Genomic DNA, 16,152 nt, shown 5'->3' with positions numbered 1-16,152 from the left:
ATTATATGATCGGTTACTACAGCAGCCTCAGGCCGCACAAGCATAACGATGGGATACCGCCGAACTTGGCAGAAAAGAACTACTGGAATGCTCAAAGCTCGGTGGCCAAAAACACTTGACCACTACAAAAGGCGTGATACGCGCAATAAAACATACGCTTGAACGCGGTCTCACAGCAGATGCGACAAAAAGTCAAAGCCTGAGAACGACAAAGTCGATGATTTATCGTTTAAGATTGTCTTGGACATAGCACGCGGAGTTATTGATCATTCACTAAAACAAGGTTAGGTCATAACAACATGCCAATGGCCCATTGCGTCCCTCGGGATGCACCAAGATAGACCGACCGGGAGAGACCGCATGAACGCAACACTTTCCACAGCTGCAAGGAATAACCCCATGTCAGTGTCCAGCGATGCCATCACCCTGCACCAGGCCGGTGACCGCGTCATCGAAGAAGCTACTGCCCTGCTCAAGGCGATGGGCAACGAGAACCGCCTGCGCATCCTATGCCTGCTCAGCGACAGCGAAATGTCGGTGAGCGAGCTCAACTCGCGCCTGGAGCTGTCGCAATCCGCGTTGTCACAGCATCTGGCCATTCTGCGTCGTGAAGGCATGGTCCGCACACGCCGCGCTTCGCAGACCATCTACTATTCGCTGCAAGGCCCCAACGCCACGGGTATCATTCGTGCCCTGCAGGAGCTCTATAACTGAAAAAGGGCGCCAGCCGGTGACTGACGCCCCTTGAGGGGAATGTCGCTGAGTCACGCTGATCGTGACCCGCTGGACATCTGTATCACTCGCCGACTCCAACAAGATCGGGCAGGCCACGGAATGGCCTTCCAAGCCTCTTCTCTTTGCCAGCAACGGCAATCTCTTTTACTGCTGATGCCAGCGCGACTCCGCATTGCGCTCCAGCACGCGGTCCAGCACACGATCCAGACTCGATGTCACACCCTTGCCGAAACGGTCCATCACGCGGCGCGGCTTCTCGAGACTCACCTCGAATATCTTGACCTCTTCCTTCAGATAGCGCGCCAGCAACGCCTGACTGGTACCGACCTCGTCGATCAGACCGATATCGATGGCTTCACTGCCATACCAGATATCGCCCTGGGACACTGCCTCGACGTCCAATTGCGGACGACGGCCGCCGACATGCTGCTTGAACAGCTCATGGGTGCGCGCCAGGTCCGACAGGAACTTCTCACGCCCTTCTTCACTGTTCTCGCCGAGCATGGTCAAGGTGCGCTTGTAACGCCCCGCCGTCAGGATCTCGACATCCACATCATGCTTCTTGAGCAGACGGTGCACATTGGGCACCTGAGCCACGACACCGATCGAGCCGATGACCGCAAAGGGCGCTGCCACCACGTGATCCGCCGCACAGGCCATCATGTAACCGCCACTGGCCGCGACCTTGTCGACCGTGATCGTCAGTCGCGCGCCACTGGCACGCAGACGGTCCAGCTGTGCCGCGGCCAGACCATAGGCATGCACCAGGCCACCACCGGACTCAAGTCGCAGCACGACCTCATCCTGCTCACCCAGCACGCCTTCCAGTGCCGTGATCTGTTCTGCCAGGCTTTCCACACCACTGGCCTTGATGTCGCCGACGAAGTCGAGCACGAAGACCCGACGCCCACGCGTACTGGCCGGCGCATCGTCCTTGTCCGCATTGCCGCCCTTGTTGGCTTTCGACTTGGCCTTGAGCGATTTCTTGAGCGCCTTGGCTTCCTGCTTGTGCTTCTTGGCCCGCGCCTTTTCCTTGGCGGCGTACTCTGCCTCCTCCAGTCCGGCGTGGCTCAATTCGCGCTGATAGCCCTTGATGCGCTCATGCCAAGGGCGAATCTTCAGCTTGGCCTGGCGCTCCCCCGCTTCCCCCTGTCGTGCACGTGCAATGATGAGCACGATGGCCCCGATCGCGACCACCACGGTGATCGCCTGGGCCAGAAAGAGGCCGTACTGTGAAATCCATTGCATGCACTTGCTCCTGAAACATTGAAGAAGGTGTCTGATCTCTCGCCAGCACGTGAGCGGCAATTGCTCGCTCTCGAGTGCATGGGTGTCAGGCAGAAGGTCAAGGCATCTGCCAAACGATCAGGGCCCCATAACGAAATCACCGGCTAAAGGGCCGGTGCGGGATGGTACTCGATATGGGGGCGAGCTTGCCCGCCTGCAAGGCTGGCAAGCGCCTGAGCAGATTACACATTGCTCGTATTGTCATGGGACTGGCGTACCGCCTGTGCGGGCTCTCCAGGTGGCCTGGACGCCATCCGTACGTTATCTCTGTACGTTACCTCTGCAGGTTCAGAGCTGGGCGCTGAAGCGCGGAACACGCCAGATCGATCACACGACTTGATTGGAACGCTCGTTTGAAATAGTCTGATGTCAGTCTTGAAGGTCAGCAGCGTGATCACTTCATGGTGAGCTAGGTGATGGACGACACCTCACCTCTCGCCATGTACGTCATCTTTCCCCGTGACCATTGGCCTTTCTCCACCGCTAGCACTGACAAGGAATATCACCATGGCCGACGCCAACGCCGTCATCGACATGCTCAAGAGCCGTTTCAACCCCGAAGCCGCCAAGGGCATGGATGAAGTCTTTCAATTCAACATCACCGACAGCGATGACTACTACATGGTCGTCAAGGACGGCACTCTAGACGTCGGCGAGGGTGAGCACGATGATCCGTCAGTGACCCTGAGCACCGACAGCGATACCCTCAAGGGCGTAATGAAAGGCGAAGTCGACGGCATGCAGGCCTTCATGACTGGCCGCCTGAAAGCCACCGGCAACATCATGCTGGCCACCAAGCTGACGTCTCTGTTCCCGAACAAGTAAGCGTCTACTTGAGCAGGTGCATCGTTGCGAACAAGCCTGATGGAAAGGGTCGCTTGATGCACCAGCCAAGGAAAACGCCCCGGCCAATGGTCGGGGCGTTTTCTTTGGGGAGAGGCTCAGAATTTCAGCGGCCCGTCGCGACCGAGCGCAGGAAGTTGTCGATCAAGGCATGCGAGATCGAGAACTTCGGGGGCAGCCCCGGCAAGTCTTCCGGCGTGAACCACTGGGCATCCTCTATCTCGACACCATCGATGGTGATGTCGCCACCGGCATATTCCGCGTAGTAGCCCAACATGAACGAGTGCGGGAACGGCCACGACTGACTCTGGAAATAGCTGACTCGCCCGACCTCGACACCGACTTCCTCGTGCACCTCACGCCGCACGGCTTCCTCGGCACTTTCACCGGCTTCGATGAAGCCCGCCAGGGTCGAATACATGCCCGGCCCGAAGCGCGGACTGCGTGCCAGCAACATCTCGCGGCCCCGGGTGATCAGCGTGATGATGCACGGCGAGATACGCGGGTAGCTGCGATGCTGACAACCGGTGCAGTGCATGGCGAATTCATGCTCCAGTCGCTTCATGCGCTTGCCACAACGGCCACAGAATCGATGGTCTCGCAGCCACTTGAGCACCTGCAACGCACTGGAAAGCAGCGGAAATTGATCACGTGGCAGCGTATGCAGCCACTGACGCGCGGCGGGCCAATCGGCACTGCCATTCTCACCGAACACCGCAATCGGCGCGCCCTGCCATTCCCCGAGGGCCACGGCGCCGCTGGGCCAGTCCGCGATGGGCTGGATGATGCCGCCATCCGGCGCAGGCGCCACGCCATCACGCCCCACGCGAATCAGATAACCATAGCGCTGGGTCACACGCGAGAGATCACGAATCAACATCAGGCGTCGTCTCCGCGGTTGCCTCGGCTGTCCAGACTGGCACTATCAATACTGCCCAGTGCATCGATCGAGAGGCGATCGAACAGGCACTCATCCGCCTTGCCGCGAATCTCTTCACACCAGGCCGAGTGACGCTCAAGTTCCAGCGCGGAAAGGCCGGGCGTGACCAGACGTGGGCGATCGGCACGCAGGCGGCGAACCCCGACGATACCGCCCTCCTCGCCATCGCCTTCCTCTATCACGTCCAGGCCCAGCGCCGTCTGGCCACCGGTCATCGCCAGATAGACGTCGCCGAGAATCTCGGCATCCAGCAAGGCGCCATGCAGCACGCGATGCCCGTTGTCGATATCGTAGCGCTTGCACAGCGCATCCAGATTGTTGCGCTGTCCGGGGTGCTTCTCTCGGGCCAGCTTCAGGGTATCGAGTATGGCGCAGTGATCGGCGACCGGGCCCAGCGGGTTGGCGCGCCCGGGGTTGATCAGCCCGAATTCGTGATCGATGAAGCCCACATCGAAGGGCGCATTGTGGATGACCAGCTGGGCACCCTTGATGAAGTCCCAGAAGGCATCGGCAATCTCGGCGAAGACCGGCTCGTTGGCGACTCGCTCATCGGTGATGCCGTGGACCCCGATCGCCTCTGCATCGATCAAGCGCTCAGGATTGACGTACTGATGGTAGGTGCGTCCGGTCAGGCGGCGGTTGATCATCTCCACCGCGCCGATCTCGATCAGGCGATGGCCTTCCTTCGGATCGATACCTGTCGTTTCGGTATCGAGAATAATCTGACGCATCTCAGACCTCTTGGTAAACAGTGACAGCTCCCTGACCGACATCTGCCCTCACCTTCGGGCCGCGCATCAGGGTGCCTCAATATCGGATACTGCATGTCCGTGCTCAAACACGGCTGGCCACCACGCTCGGTGTACCTGCCAGCCGAGGCACTCAGCGGCGGCGCTGCATCTCGTCGATGGCCTCGTTGGCCAACGCATCGGCGCGCTCGTTGCCCTCATCGCCGCTATGACCCTTGACCCAGCGCCACTCGATATCATGACGCTCACTCTGGGCCAGCAGTGCCTTCCACAGATCTTCATTCTTGACCGGCTGCTTGGCTGCCGTCTTCCACCCGCGCTTGACCCAGCCATGCACCCACTTGGTGATGCCGTTCTTGACGTATTCGGAGTCGGTCCACAGCACCACCTGACAGCGCTTGGTGAGCGCCGTGAGCGCCTCGACCGCCGCCATCATCTCCATCCGATTGTTGGTCGTCTGGGCCTCGCTGCCATTGAGTTCCTTGCGATGCTTGCCGCTGACCAGAATCGCGCCCCAGCCACCCGGGCCCGGGTTGCCACGACAGGCACCATCGGTGTGGATGACCACGCGAGTCGGCGCCGCCTTGGATTCGGACGTCGCAGCAGCGGAGGGATTCTGGGATTCGGGCGTGGATGCACTCTGGCTCACAAACGGCACTCTCGACAAAGGAAACGAAGACGGGCAAGTGCGACGGCGCTGGCTGTCACGACAGGGGCAAGCCTGGCTCGCAGAGGCGGGGCTTGGAAACCGCCACCTGACAATCACTCTCCGGGAGCCCCCGCGGCAACAGCAGGCCTCGCCACAATGAGCGTCATTCTACCCACTCGCATCCAGCATGGCCAAAGTCCCTGTGTTTTTTTACAGCTTCCGCCAGACTGAAGCCTTGAAGAAAAGGGAGCCCTGCAGCGAGCCGCCGAGCTAGCCGCGCTCAGACAGATCTCTGCGCGACTCACGCTTCACATGACCCTCACGGGAATGCACCCGCGTGGCCTGGCCGATGGAGACACCGGGAATGGCGACTCGCGGTCGCTTGGCATTCAAGGGTTGCACGTACCCGACATTGCGCCGCGCCCGTATCAACATCAGGCTTCCCAGCGGCAAGTTGTAGCGGCGCCCCATGCGTTCAAGCCAACCGTGTCGCAGGCGTAACCCCGGCAGGTGGAAGCCGGCATAGTCGATACGCTCGATCTCGAAATCCACGAAGGCCAGCCAATCGCGCAGGGCCGCAGGCGTCCGCCAGCTTCCCTCCCAGGGAGTGATGTGGCGACGGCGTGGGTCCAGACGCAGCAGCCCCTCGCCAGATAACGGCTGCCAGGCGACGATGACCAGACAGCCACTGGAGCGCAGCACGCGGGCCGCCTCACGCAGCAGTCGATGCGGCTCCGGCGCGACCTCCAGCAGATGGTGGAGCATCACCAGATCCATGCTCTCGTCCGGCAAAGCCAGCTGCGTCAGCGGGCAGATCAAGGTGGAAGGCGACTCGGCAAGCGCCGCCTCAGGACTCCATTGGATGGCATGGCGGATGGCGGAGAGCGACAGGAGGTCATTGCCGCCCGGGCCCAGGTTCAGGCTGTGAAAACCGAAACAACGCTCGAACAGCGGCGACAGCATCTCGCGCTCCGCCGTCAGGATGTCCTGCCCATCCGGGCCCTCGAAAAAGGCACGCATGGCGCGCACATGGGCACTCAATTGGCGCGCATGCTGTCGCTGGCGCTCCTCGGCGGTCAGGGTCGCGCTGGCCTTGTCCGCACCGGAGTCATTCACACCAAAGGGGCCTTTCCACATCTTGCATCTCCCGGGCTTCAGGCGGGGAGACACTCCCCACGGCATAGACAGGCTTTGACACTTGTCTACATTCTCACACCATAAGAGGTTTGACACTTACCTGCTGGCTCGTCAGGCTTGTTATCCGGAAAATTCAGATTCCCGCCACGAATCAATCCACTGGGCATCATCGTGCTGGCTATTGGCCTTGCGATTGATGGCGCTCATGGACTTTGGCACCGGCGGCCAGTCGTGACTTTTCAAGCGGGATTCTTCTTGATGGGCTCTGCGTCAGCCACTCGGCGCCTGATCGCACACGGCGAGTCTGACCGGGAACGAAATCCCGAAAAGCGAGTCTTGAACAGGACTGCGGGCATCGAGCGTCTCGACACGCTCGGCCCGACACTCAGGATAGAGTGAAGCAAGGTGTTGCCCAACATCCTGCGAATGACCCATAAATATGCGTTGTCGATAATAGAGCATATGGATTGCCCCTCCCGCCCACATACGCGGCCAGGGGAGCGGCCAGGAGCACGACCGTCCTGAGCCGTCTCTGAGCATGATCTTATGCCGCTTTCGACAACTAACTCTCAGTAAGGAGTCGATGGAACCGCCTGCCCATCAGCATTGCAGGCGATGATGACATGCCATGTTCATCTGCTTCAGCCTGGCCGAACCCTCGGCGAGAACGTATGAAGCCCCTTTTCGCGTCACTGGCCTGTCATTGCCTCGATCGACGACTGCAAGACATCAAGAGCACCTGACCACCATGATGAGCGTAACGCCCATAGCGGCCTTTCAGGACAACTACATCTGGTTGATACAGAGCGACGACAACCCCCGCGTGGCGGTCGTCGACCCCGGTGATGCACGCCCGGTGATGGAGGCGCTGGAGTCCAGAGGCCTGACCCTCGACACCATCCTCATCACCCATCACCACCAGGATCACACCGGCGGCCTGCCGGAGTTGATCGAACGCTATCAACCTCGCGTGGTCGGCCCGCACAACCCGGCCATCCACGGTATCGACGAGCGTGTCGGCGATGGCGACAGCTTCCGCCTGCAGGGCCGCCTCTTCGAGGTCATGGAAGTGCCGGGCCATACCCTGGACCACATCGCCTTCGTCAGCTCCGGCATGCCGGGTCTGCTGTTCTGTGGCGACACCCTGTTCAGTGGCGGTTGCGGACGCCTGTTTGAAGGCACCCCGGAACAGATGCATCACTCCTTGTCGCGCCTTGCCGCTCTGCCGGAAGAAACGCTTGTCTTCCCGGCACACGAGTACACGCTGGCCAATCTGGCCTTCGCCAGTGCCGCCGAGCCGAACAATCCGGCGCGGGACACCCTCAACGCAGAATGCGAACAGCTGCGTTCACTGGGCCGCCCCACGCTGCCCACCCTCATCGGCCGAGAAAAGCAGATCAATCCGTTCCTGCGCAGTGACGAGATGACGCTGCAGCGCCATCTCGAGCAGGAAGGGCGCCTCTCGGCACCCTTGGGTCAGGAAGATTCTCCACTGGCGGCCTTCACGGCACTGCGTCAGTGGAAGGACAACTTCTAGCCCTGCTGCCCGCGTGCCATTGCCCCGTTCTGACGCCACCAGGTGAGCGGTTGGAGCGCGGTGTGAATGGCATTTCGCGTGACAGCGGGTCGAGAACATTCCTGATCTCGATCAGCCCCCCCGCAGTCACTGATTCGTGCCGGCATGGCCGGCCAGCCGAGCCGCCGCTGACCCATCCAGCGGCGGCTCGCCAGAGAGTATTTCGTCAATGCATCAGCAAGACCTCCGTACCGACGGCCAGATGGCCGCCGACACGCCGTGTCGTGTCACTCCGATCCAGGCCCCCTTCCGTCCGGCTCGACTGCGTCACCTGATTCGCCTCGCCTCTCTGGGTGCCACCCTGTGCCTGATGCCGCTGACCGCCAGTGCCAACTCAGCGATGGTGCCCGGGGTTACGCCCACCAGTGAATATCAGCGCGCCCCGCTGAACTTCATGGAGGCCGTCGATGCCATTACCGCGCACTACGATGACGTCTGGGAGCGCCTGCGCGCCGGCTATCAGTTGCAGCAGGACACCGGCCGCCCACGCGTGCGCAAATGGATCAGCTGGTATCAGGAGCACCCTCACCACGTGGAGCGTATCGCGGAGCAGGCCCGCCCCTGGATTCGCTACGTGACACTGCGTACCGAAGCACGCGGCCTGCCGGCAGAGCTGGCACTGCTGCCCTTCATCGAGAGCGCCTACGACCCGGACGCCGCGCATCCGGGCGGTGCGACTGGCATGTGGCAGTTCATGCCGCGCACCGGTGACGCCATGGGGCTGACACGCAACCGCTGGTATGACGGCCGCAAGGACGTGTTGCTGTCTACGGACGCCGCGCTGGATTACCTGGAGACCCAGGGCGAGCGCTGGTATGACGGCGACTGGGAGCTGGCATTGGCCGCCTACAATGCCGGTGCCGGCACCGTGAACCGTGCACGCCGCCGTGCCGGTGGCGATGAGGATTACTGGAACATCAAGCTACCCAACGAGACCATGGAATACGTGCCGAAGCTTCTGGCACTGGCCGCGGTGATTCGCGACCCTGAGGAATATGGACTGTCGTTGCCGAAGATTGACGACAAGCCGGAAATCGCGGCCGTCGAGACGGGCGGACAACTGGACCTGTCCACCGCCGCCAAACTGGCCGGCATCAGTGAAGATGAGCTGCGCGCCCTGAACCCGGCCTACAAGCGCTGGGCCACCACGCCGGGCGACAGCTCGCTGGTCATTCCCGCCACCGCCCGCGACACCTTCCTCAGCCAGCTGGCCACGCTGCCTGAAAAAGCGCGCCAGAGCTGGGCCAGCTATCGCGTCAAGCGCGGCGACACCCTGTCCGTCATCGCACGCCGCAATGGCCTGACGCTCTCCGAGCTGAAGCAGAAGAATCGTCTCTCGAGCAACACCCTCCGCATCGGCCAGGCATTGATGGTGCCGGACCGTGGCGCCTCGGTGACCCCCCAGCTGGCCTCGGCCAACGGCGAGAAGAAGGTGCGCGTGAAGAGTGGCGATTCCCTGTCCTTGATCGCCGCACGTCACAATGTCAGCACTCGACAGCTCGCGCGCTGGAACAAGCTGTCATCGGCGGACTACCTGCGCCCCGGTCAGATGCTGACTCTTTACAGCGCCAACTGAGTCTTCAACCACAACTGAGTCTTCGACCACAACTGAGTCTTCGACCACAAATGAGTCTTCGACCACAACTGAGTCTTCGACCACAACTGAGTCTTCGACCACAAATGAGTCTTCAACCAAAACTGAGCCAGTCGATTCACGCGTCTTGAAGCGACGAGTGATACGCGACTCCTGGACGCCCCTGCCATCCGTGATGGTGGGGGCGTTTTCGATTCAAACGCCGCAGCATGGCCGCTGACAGGGAACTTCGTTACTCTTGGCGGGGTCGATGCAAGGAGACCGGCCGAAGCCCGGCGCGCTGCGTGCAGCTGCTTTACCGCTTCTACAGTTCTCCATCAGCTCACGGCAGCTAACGGTCGACAGCCGTTGAGGCGACCCAGGCCAGCGGAGCTGATAGCGAGCCAGACGCAATCCAGCCGCGCTGCCAAGCTGCCAGTCATTTCATCACGGCCGCGAGGCCCGGGTCATTCAGTCAAGGAAGTCTTCGATGCAGCGTGTTTCTTCACTCGCCCCCCGTCGCCGGGCCGCGCTACGCGCGCTATGCCTGGGGGCGCTGATGGTGAGCGGCTCGTTCACTGCCACGGCCAACGCGGCTGAGCCCAATGCGAATAGCGAGCAATCTGCCGATTCACGCCCCAGCGCCGACATGGCGTCGGCCACGCAGGCAACCAGCGCGCAAGCAACCAGCGTGCAGGCAACCAGTACCCCCACCTCGAACGTGCAGACGCCGCTGGACGTCCCGACCGTGCATGGCCTGGCCATCTACGGCGAGCCCGCCCACAAGCCCGGCTTCACCCACTTCCCTTACGTCAATCCGGGGGCGCCGGTCGGCGGGCGCATGACGCGCGCCGCCATCGGCAGCTTCGACTCCACCAATCCCTTCATCCTCAAGGGCAATTCGGTGGCGGGACTCAACTACTTCGGCGGACTGATCTACGACACCCTGATGATTCCCTCCGCCGATGAACCCTTCACCGAATACGGATTGCTGGCCAGCGGCATCCGCCTGGCCAAGGACCGCAGCGCCATCGAATTCGATATCGACCCTCGGGCACGCTTTCACGATGGCGTGGCGGTGACTGCCGAAGATGTCATCTTCACCTATCGCCTGCTCAAGGATGAAGGCCTGCCGTTCTTCAAGAGCTACTATCACGATGTCACCGGCGTCAGCGTGATCGATGCCGACACCGTGCGTTTCGAGATGGCGCCAGGCGCGGCGCGCGAATTGCCGCTGATCATCGGACAGCTACCGGTATTGCCGGAGCACTACTGGAAGAGCCGCGACTTCACGCGCGCCACCCTGGAAATTCCGCTGGGTTCCGGCCCCTATCGCATGGCGTCTCTGGACGCCGGCCGCCAGGTTCGCTATGAGCGTGTCGACAACTACTGGGGCAAGGACCTGCCAGTAAACAAGGGCCGCCACAACATCCAGACACTGGTCTACGACTACTACCGGGACCAGACCGTCTCGCTGGAAGCCTTCAAGGCCGGCAGCATCGATCTGCACGTCGAAAGCAGCGCCAAGAACTGGGCGACCGCCTACGACACTCCCTCGCTCCACGAGGGGCGACTGAAGAAGCTGGAAGTCCCGGACAGCAACCCGGCAGGCATGCAGGGCTTCGTGCTCAACGAGCGCCGCGAGCGCTTCCAGGACCCCAGAGTCCGTGAGGCACTGGCGCTGGCCTTCGACTTCGACTGGATCAACCGCAACCTCTTCTACGGTGCCTACCAGCAGACCCACAGCTATTTCGAGAATTCGGACATGGCCGCGGATGGCATGCCCACCGGCAAGGAACTCGCGCTGCTTGAGCCCTTCAAGGATGAGCTGCCCAGCGCGGTCTTCGACAAGCCCCTGCCGATCGATGAGCCACAGGAATTGCGCCCTCGCCTGCGCAAGGCGTTGGGGCTGCTGCGCGAAGCGGGCTATGAAGTGGTCAAGGGCCAGCTGGTCAGCCGCATCAGCGGCAAGCCGCTGACGCTTGAGGTGCTCAACTACGACACCCAGTTCGAGCGCATCATCCAGCCGTGGATCCGCAATCTGGCGCGCATCGGCATCAAGGCGCGGATTCGCACCGTCGACGTCAATCAGTACATCAACCGCCGTCGCAGCTTCGACTTCGACGTGGTGGTCGGCAGTTATCCGCAGTCCAATAGTCCCGGCAGCGAGCAGCGTGAATACTGGACCAGCGACTATGCCGACGTGGCCGGCTCACGCAACCTGATCGGGCTGAAGAGCCCGGTGGTGGACGCGCTCACTGATGCCCTGATTCAGGCACAGACCCGCGAAGATCTGCTCAGCGCGACACGGGCACTTGACCGCGTACTGCGCTGGGGCTTCCATGTCGTGCCCCAGTGGCACCTGGCGGCGACGCGCATCGCGCTCTGGAACAAGTTCGGCTATCCGCAGCCCTTCCCGGAATACCAGCTGAGCCTGGACAGCTGGTGGATCGAGCCCGACAAGGATGCCTCGCTTGAACCAGGTGAATGAGCCGGATGAATAAGCCGGGTGAACATGCCTGTTCAGCAAGTCTGGTCAACAAGCCTGAAGAACACGCTCGGCGCCTATGCCAGGCATAGACGCCTGCGGGACTGAGGCCTTGCTGATGCGTTCACGACACCAATAACCGATGCCCCTTGCACCGCACACAAGATGCCGGCGATGAGGGGCACGCAGGGAGATTGCCATTGGGTGCCTATATTCTGCGCCGGATTCTGTTGATGATTCCGACGCTGCTCGGAATCCTGTTGCTGAATTTTCTGATCGTCCAGGCCGCCCCCGGTGGTCCGATCGAACAACTGATGTCACGTCTGGACGGCATGAGTGCCGGTGCCAGCACCCGTCTCAACAGTGGCGGCGGTGATGGTGTCACCAGCGGTGGCGGTGGAGGAGCTGCCTCGACCTATCGTGGCGCGTCAGGGGTCGACCCGGCCTTGATCGAGGAGCTGGAGCAGCAGTTCGGCTTCGACAAGCCGGTCTGGGAGCGCTTCACCGACATGGTCGTCGATTACGCGCAGTTCGATTTCGGCGACAGCTTCTTCCGTGATCGCCCGGTGATCGACCTGATGCTGGAGCGCCTGCCGGTCTCCATCTCTCTGGGGCTATGGACCACGCTGCTGGTCTATCTGGTCTCGATCCCGCTGGGTATCCGCAAGGCACTGGTGCATGGCTCGCGCTTCGACATCTGGACCTCCGGCGTCGTCATCGTCGGCTACGCCATTCCGGGCTTTCTGTTCGCGATCCTGTTGATCGTGGTATTCGCCGGCGGCAGCTATCTGGACTGGTTCCCGCTCAGGGGGCTGACCTCGCCGGACTTCGAGGAGCTGTCCACCGCCGGCAAGATTCTGGATTACTTCCATCACATCGCCCTGCCCGTGCTGGCCTCCGCCATCGGCAGCTTCGCGACCCTGACGATGCTGACCAAGAACAGCTTCCTGGACGAGATCCACAAGCAATACGTCCTGACGGCACGCGCCAAGGGAGCCAGCGAGAACCGTATTCTCTACGGGCATGTCTTCCGCAACGCCATGCTGATCATCATCGCCGGGCTGCCCGCGGCGCTGGTCGGCATCTTCTTCACCGGCTCGCTGCTGATCGAGGTGATCTTCTCCCTCGACGGGCTGGGATTGCTCGGCTTCGAGGCTGTCCTGCAGCGCGACTACCCGCTGATCTTCGGCACCCTGTATCTCTATACCCTGATCGGTCTCATCCTGAAGCTGGTCTCTGATCTGATGTATGTGTGGATCGACCCGCGCATCGACTTCGCGACACGGGAGGCCTGACATGCGTCACGAGACAACAGTTCACGAAACGTCGGTTCATGAAACAAAGCTTCACGAGACACCCGCTCAAGACGTAAGCGACGAAAGTCAGCAGCCACTGCAACGCCCGCGTACCTCACGCCTGTCGCCCATCACCCGACGGCGCATGGCGGCCTTTCGTGACAACCGTCGCGCCTGGTGGTCGCTGCTGATCTTCGGCGTGCTGTTCGTGCTCTCACTGGGGGCCGAGCTGATCGCCAATGACCGCCCGCTGCTGGTCGAGTATCAGGGCGAGACCTACCTGCCGATGCTGCACGAGTATCCGGAGACCACCTTCGGCGGCTACCTGCCCACCGCCACCGACTATCGCGACCCCTATGTGATCGAGGCCATCGAGGCGCAGGGATTCATGCTCAACACCCTGATTCCCTACTCCTACGACACCCTGGATCTGAATCTGGGCTCTCCGGCGCCGTCGGCCCCCAATGGCCGACATTGGCTGGGCACCGATGATCAGGGCCGTGACGTGCTGGCGCGCGTCATCTATGGCTTCCGGCTGTCGGTGATCTTCGCGCTGGTACTGACGGCGGGCTCGCTGGTGCTGGGGGTGGTGATCGGTGGCCTGCAGGGTTACTTCGGCGGCAAGGTCGACCTGATCGGTCAGCGTCTGATCGAGGTATGGTCCGGCCTGCCGGTGCTGTTTCTGTTGATCATTCTCGCCAGCATCGTCGAGCCGAACCTGTGGTGGTTGACCGGTATCATGATGCTGTTCTCGTGGCTGGGCATCGTCGATATCGTGCGCGCCGAATTCCTGCGCGCACGCAATCTGGAATACGTGCGCGCCGCCCGAGCCATGGGCCTGCCTTCCCGCCTGATCATGTGGCGTCATGTGCTGCCCAACGCGATGGTCGCCACCCTGACCTTCATCCCCTTCCTGTTCACGGGGGCCATTACCACCCTGACCGCACTGGATTTCCTCGGCTTCGGCCTGCCGGCCGGTTCCCCCTCGCTGGGCGAGCTGGTCGCCCAGGGCAAGAACAACCTGCAGGCACCGTGGCTTGGCATGACCGCCTTCCTGAGCCTCGGCATCATGCTGACGCTATTGGTCTTCATCGGCGAAGGGCTACGCGATGCCTTCGACCCACGTCATATCAGTGCACGGGAGCAGAACGCATGAGTCATCCCTCTTCACCTGCGGACAATATCGGCACCGCTGCCAGCGTGCTGAGACTCGACGACCTCTGCATCCGCTTCGGCCAGACAGCCGTCGTCAAGCATCTCTGCCTTGAGGTCAGACGGGGAGAATGCCTGGCCATCGTCGGCGAGTCCGGATCGGGCAAGTCCGTCAGCCTGTTGGCGAGTCTCGGCCTGCTGCCGGGCCACGCCCATGTCACCGGGCAGCGCGAATTCACGCGACAGGACGGCAAGACGCTGGATCTGGCCGCCCTGACGCCACGCCAATGGCAGCGGGTGCGTGGTGGTCAGATCGGCTTCGTATTCCAGGAGCCGATGACCTCGCTCAACCCATTGATGGGTGTCGGCGAACAGATCAGTGAAAGCCTGCGCCTCCAGCAGGGACTGCGCGGCAATGCCGCCCGCCAGCGCGTGTTGGAACTGCTCTGCCAGGTACAGCTGCCGCGTCCCGATGAGTTGATCGACGCCTGGCCGCACCAGCTCTCCGGCGGGCAACGCCAGCGCGTGATGATCGCCATGGCGATGGCCAATCAGCCACCGCTGTTGATCGCCGATGAGCCGACCACGGCGCTGGATGTCACCGTGCAACAGGAAATACTCCAGCTGCTGGACCGCCTGCGTCACGATCAGGGCATGGCGATGGTCCTGATCAGCCATGACCTCAATCTGGTGCGCCGTCACGCCGACCGCGTGATCGTGATGCGCGACGGGGAGTGCATCGAGCAGGGGCGTGTCAACGAGGTATTCGTTTCGCCGCAGGCCGATTACACCCGCCAGCTGCTGGCCGCCGAACCCGAAGGCCTCGCCAGCGACTTGAGTGCCGAAGACGCCGCGACACCGGTTCTCACCGCGCGCAAGCTGGAGGTGCGCTTCGCGCGCAGCAGGAAGCTGTTCCAGAAGCGCCCCGCGGACTTCGTCGCCGTTCATCCGCTGGATCTGACGCTGGCGCGCGGCGAGACGCTCGGCGTGGTCGGGGAATCGGGCTCCGGCAAGACGACACTCGCCCTGGCACTCTTGAAGCTGCAGGCCGCCAAGGGCGAGATCCAACTCGAGAACGAACGCATCGATATGCTGGATCGCAATGCGCTGCGACTGCGTCGCCGTCAGATGCAGATCGTCTTCCAGGATCCATACGGCTCGCTGTCGCCACGCATGCCGGTGGCGGACATCATCAGTGAAGGTCTGCGCTTTCATCACCCAACGCTCAGCGAGGACGAGGTTCACCAGCGAGTGGCGCAGGTGCTGGAGGAAGTCGAACTGCCCTCGGCATGTGCCGATCGCTATCCCCACGAGTTCTCCGGCGGCCAACGTCAGCGTATTGCCCTGGCACGCGCCCTGATCCTCGAGCCCAGACTGCTGGTGCTCGATGAACCCACCTCGGCACTGGATCGCAGCGTGCAGAAACAGCTGATTGCCCTGCTGCGTGAACTTCAGGCACGCCGAGGCCTGAGCTATCTGTTCATCAGTCATGACCTGGCTGTGGTTCGCGCGCTATCCCATCGGGTGATGGTGTTGCGTGAAGGACGTCTGGTGGAAACGGGCACGACGGCAGAAGTGCTCGGCAACCCTCGCGAGGACTATACGCGTGCCCTGATACAGGCCGCGGGCCTTGGCTGACACGCTCTGTCATGGCCTGACACGCTCTGCCATGGCCTGACCAGAGCCAATTGGCTTGGCTGACCTGGGCTGCCCTGCTCTGCCATAGCA

At 61.9% G+C, this 16,152-nt stretch carries 13 protein-coding genes; 8 read left to right on the top strand and 5 right to left on the bottom strand.

Annotated elements, in window-relative coordinates; all coding sequences use genetic code 11:
- Nucleotides 1-399 precede the first annotated feature (399 nt).
- Nucleotides 400-714 (top strand): ArsR/SmtB family transcription factor, encoded by a 315-nt coding sequence (locus IZU87_RS12430; protein WP_213114713.1) that lies wholly within the window; start codon nucleotides 400-402, stop codon nucleotides 712-714.
- Nucleotides 715-879: 165 nt separating this feature from the next.
- On the opposite strand, the gene sohB is transcribed toward IZU87_RS12430, so the two are convergent.
- Complete coding sequence (sohB, locus tag IZU87_RS12425) at nucleotides 880-1,983, bottom strand: protease SohB (RefSeq protein ID WP_213114712.1); 1,104 nt, start codon at nucleotides 1,981-1,983, stop codon at nucleotides 880-882.
- Between the two features lie 546 nt (nucleotides 1,984-2,529).
- On the opposite strand from sohB, the gene IZU87_RS12420 reads away from it, so the two are divergent.
- Nucleotides 2,530-2,847 (top strand): SCP2 sterol-binding domain-containing protein, encoded by a 318-nt coding sequence (locus IZU87_RS12420; protein ID WP_043332726.1) that lies wholly within the window; start codon nucleotides 2,530-2,532, stop codon nucleotides 2,845-2,847.
- Between the two features lie 124 nt (nucleotides 2,848-2,971).
- Here IZU87_RS12420 and nudC read toward each other — a convergent pair whose 3' ends face one another.
- The 4 genes from nudC to IZU87_RS12400 form a co-directional block, all read right to left on the bottom strand.
- Nucleotides 2,972-3,745: an NAD(+) diphosphatase gene (gene nudC / locus IZU87_RS12415; protein WP_213114711.1), complete on the bottom strand. Its 774-nt coding sequence runs from the start codon at nucleotides 3,743-3,745 to the stop codon at nucleotides 2,972-2,974.
- Nucleotides 3,745-4,536 carry a DNA polymerase III subunit epsilon gene (dnaQ, locus tag IZU87_RS12410; protein WP_213114710.1) on the bottom strand — a complete coding sequence of 264 codons (792 nt, stop codon included), beginning with the start codon at nucleotides 4,534-4,536 and terminating at the stop codon, nucleotides 3,745-3,747. Before dnaQ ends, nudC begins: the two co-directional genes overlap by 1 nt.
- A 151-nt stretch (nucleotides 4,537-4,687) precedes the next feature.
- A complete protein-coding gene (gene rnhA / locus IZU87_RS12405) occupies nucleotides 4,688-5,122 on the bottom strand; it encodes a ribonuclease HI (protein WP_054556047.1) in 435 nt (144 codons plus the stop codon).
- 351 nt (nucleotides 5,123-5,473) lie between these two features.
- Nucleotides 5,474-6,340 carry a class I SAM-dependent methyltransferase gene (locus IZU87_RS12400; RefSeq protein ID WP_213114708.1) on the bottom strand — a complete coding sequence of 289 codons (867 nt, stop codon included), beginning with the start codon at nucleotides 6,338-6,340 and terminating at the stop codon, nucleotides 5,474-5,476.
- Between the two features lie 748 nt (nucleotides 6,341-7,088).
- On the opposite strand from IZU87_RS12400, the gene gloB reads away from it, so the two are divergent.
- The 6 genes from gloB (at nucleotide 7,089) to IZU87_RS12370 (ending at nucleotide 16,062) form a co-directional block, all read left to right on the top strand.
- Nucleotides 7,089-7,877, top strand: coding sequence for a hydroxyacylglutathione hydrolase (gene gloB, locus IZU87_RS12395; RefSeq protein WP_213114707.1), 789 nt, complete (start codon nucleotides 7,089-7,091; stop codon nucleotides 7,875-7,877).
- 208 nt (nucleotides 7,878-8,085) lie between these two features.
- Nucleotides 8,086-9,492: a LysM peptidoglycan-binding domain-containing protein gene (locus IZU87_RS12390; protein WP_249330588.1), complete on the top strand. Its 1,407-nt coding sequence runs from the start codon at nucleotides 8,086-8,088 to the stop codon at nucleotides 9,490-9,492.
- Nucleotides 9,493-9,979: 487 nt separating this feature from the next.
- A complete protein-coding gene (locus tag IZU87_RS12385) occupies nucleotides 9,980-11,980 on the top strand; it encodes an extracellular solute-binding protein (protein WP_249330587.1) in 2,001 nt (666 codons plus the stop codon).
- 197 nt (nucleotides 11,981-12,177) lie between these two features.
- A complete protein-coding gene (locus IZU87_RS12380) occupies nucleotides 12,178-13,272 on the top strand; it encodes a microcin C ABC transporter permease YejB (protein ID WP_213114706.1) in 1,095 nt (364 codons plus the stop codon).
- 97 nt (nucleotides 13,273-13,369) lie between these two features.
- Nucleotides 13,370-14,428 carry an ABC transporter permease gene (locus tag IZU87_RS12375; RefSeq protein WP_283248905.1) on the top strand — a complete coding sequence of 353 codons (1,059 nt, stop codon included), beginning with the start codon at nucleotides 13,370-13,372 and terminating at the stop codon, nucleotides 14,426-14,428.
- On the top strand, nucleotides 14,425-16,062 hold the full coding sequence (locus tag IZU87_RS12370; protein WP_213114704.1) for an ABC transporter ATP-binding protein: 1,638 nt from the start codon (nucleotides 14,425-14,427) through the stop codon (nucleotides 16,060-16,062). The genes IZU87_RS12375 and IZU87_RS12370 overlap by 4 nt, the downstream gene beginning before the upstream one ends.
- The last annotated feature ends 90 nt before the right edge of the window (nucleotides 16,063-16,152 follow it).

The organism is Cobetia sp. MC34, assembly GCF_018340035.1.
GTDB lineage: Bacteria > Pseudomonadota > Gammaproteobacteria > Pseudomonadales > Halomonadaceae > Cobetia > Cobetia amphilecti.
The sequence above is the reverse complement of the archived record's forward strand: the minus strand, read 5'-3'. Positions and strand labels throughout refer to the sequence as shown.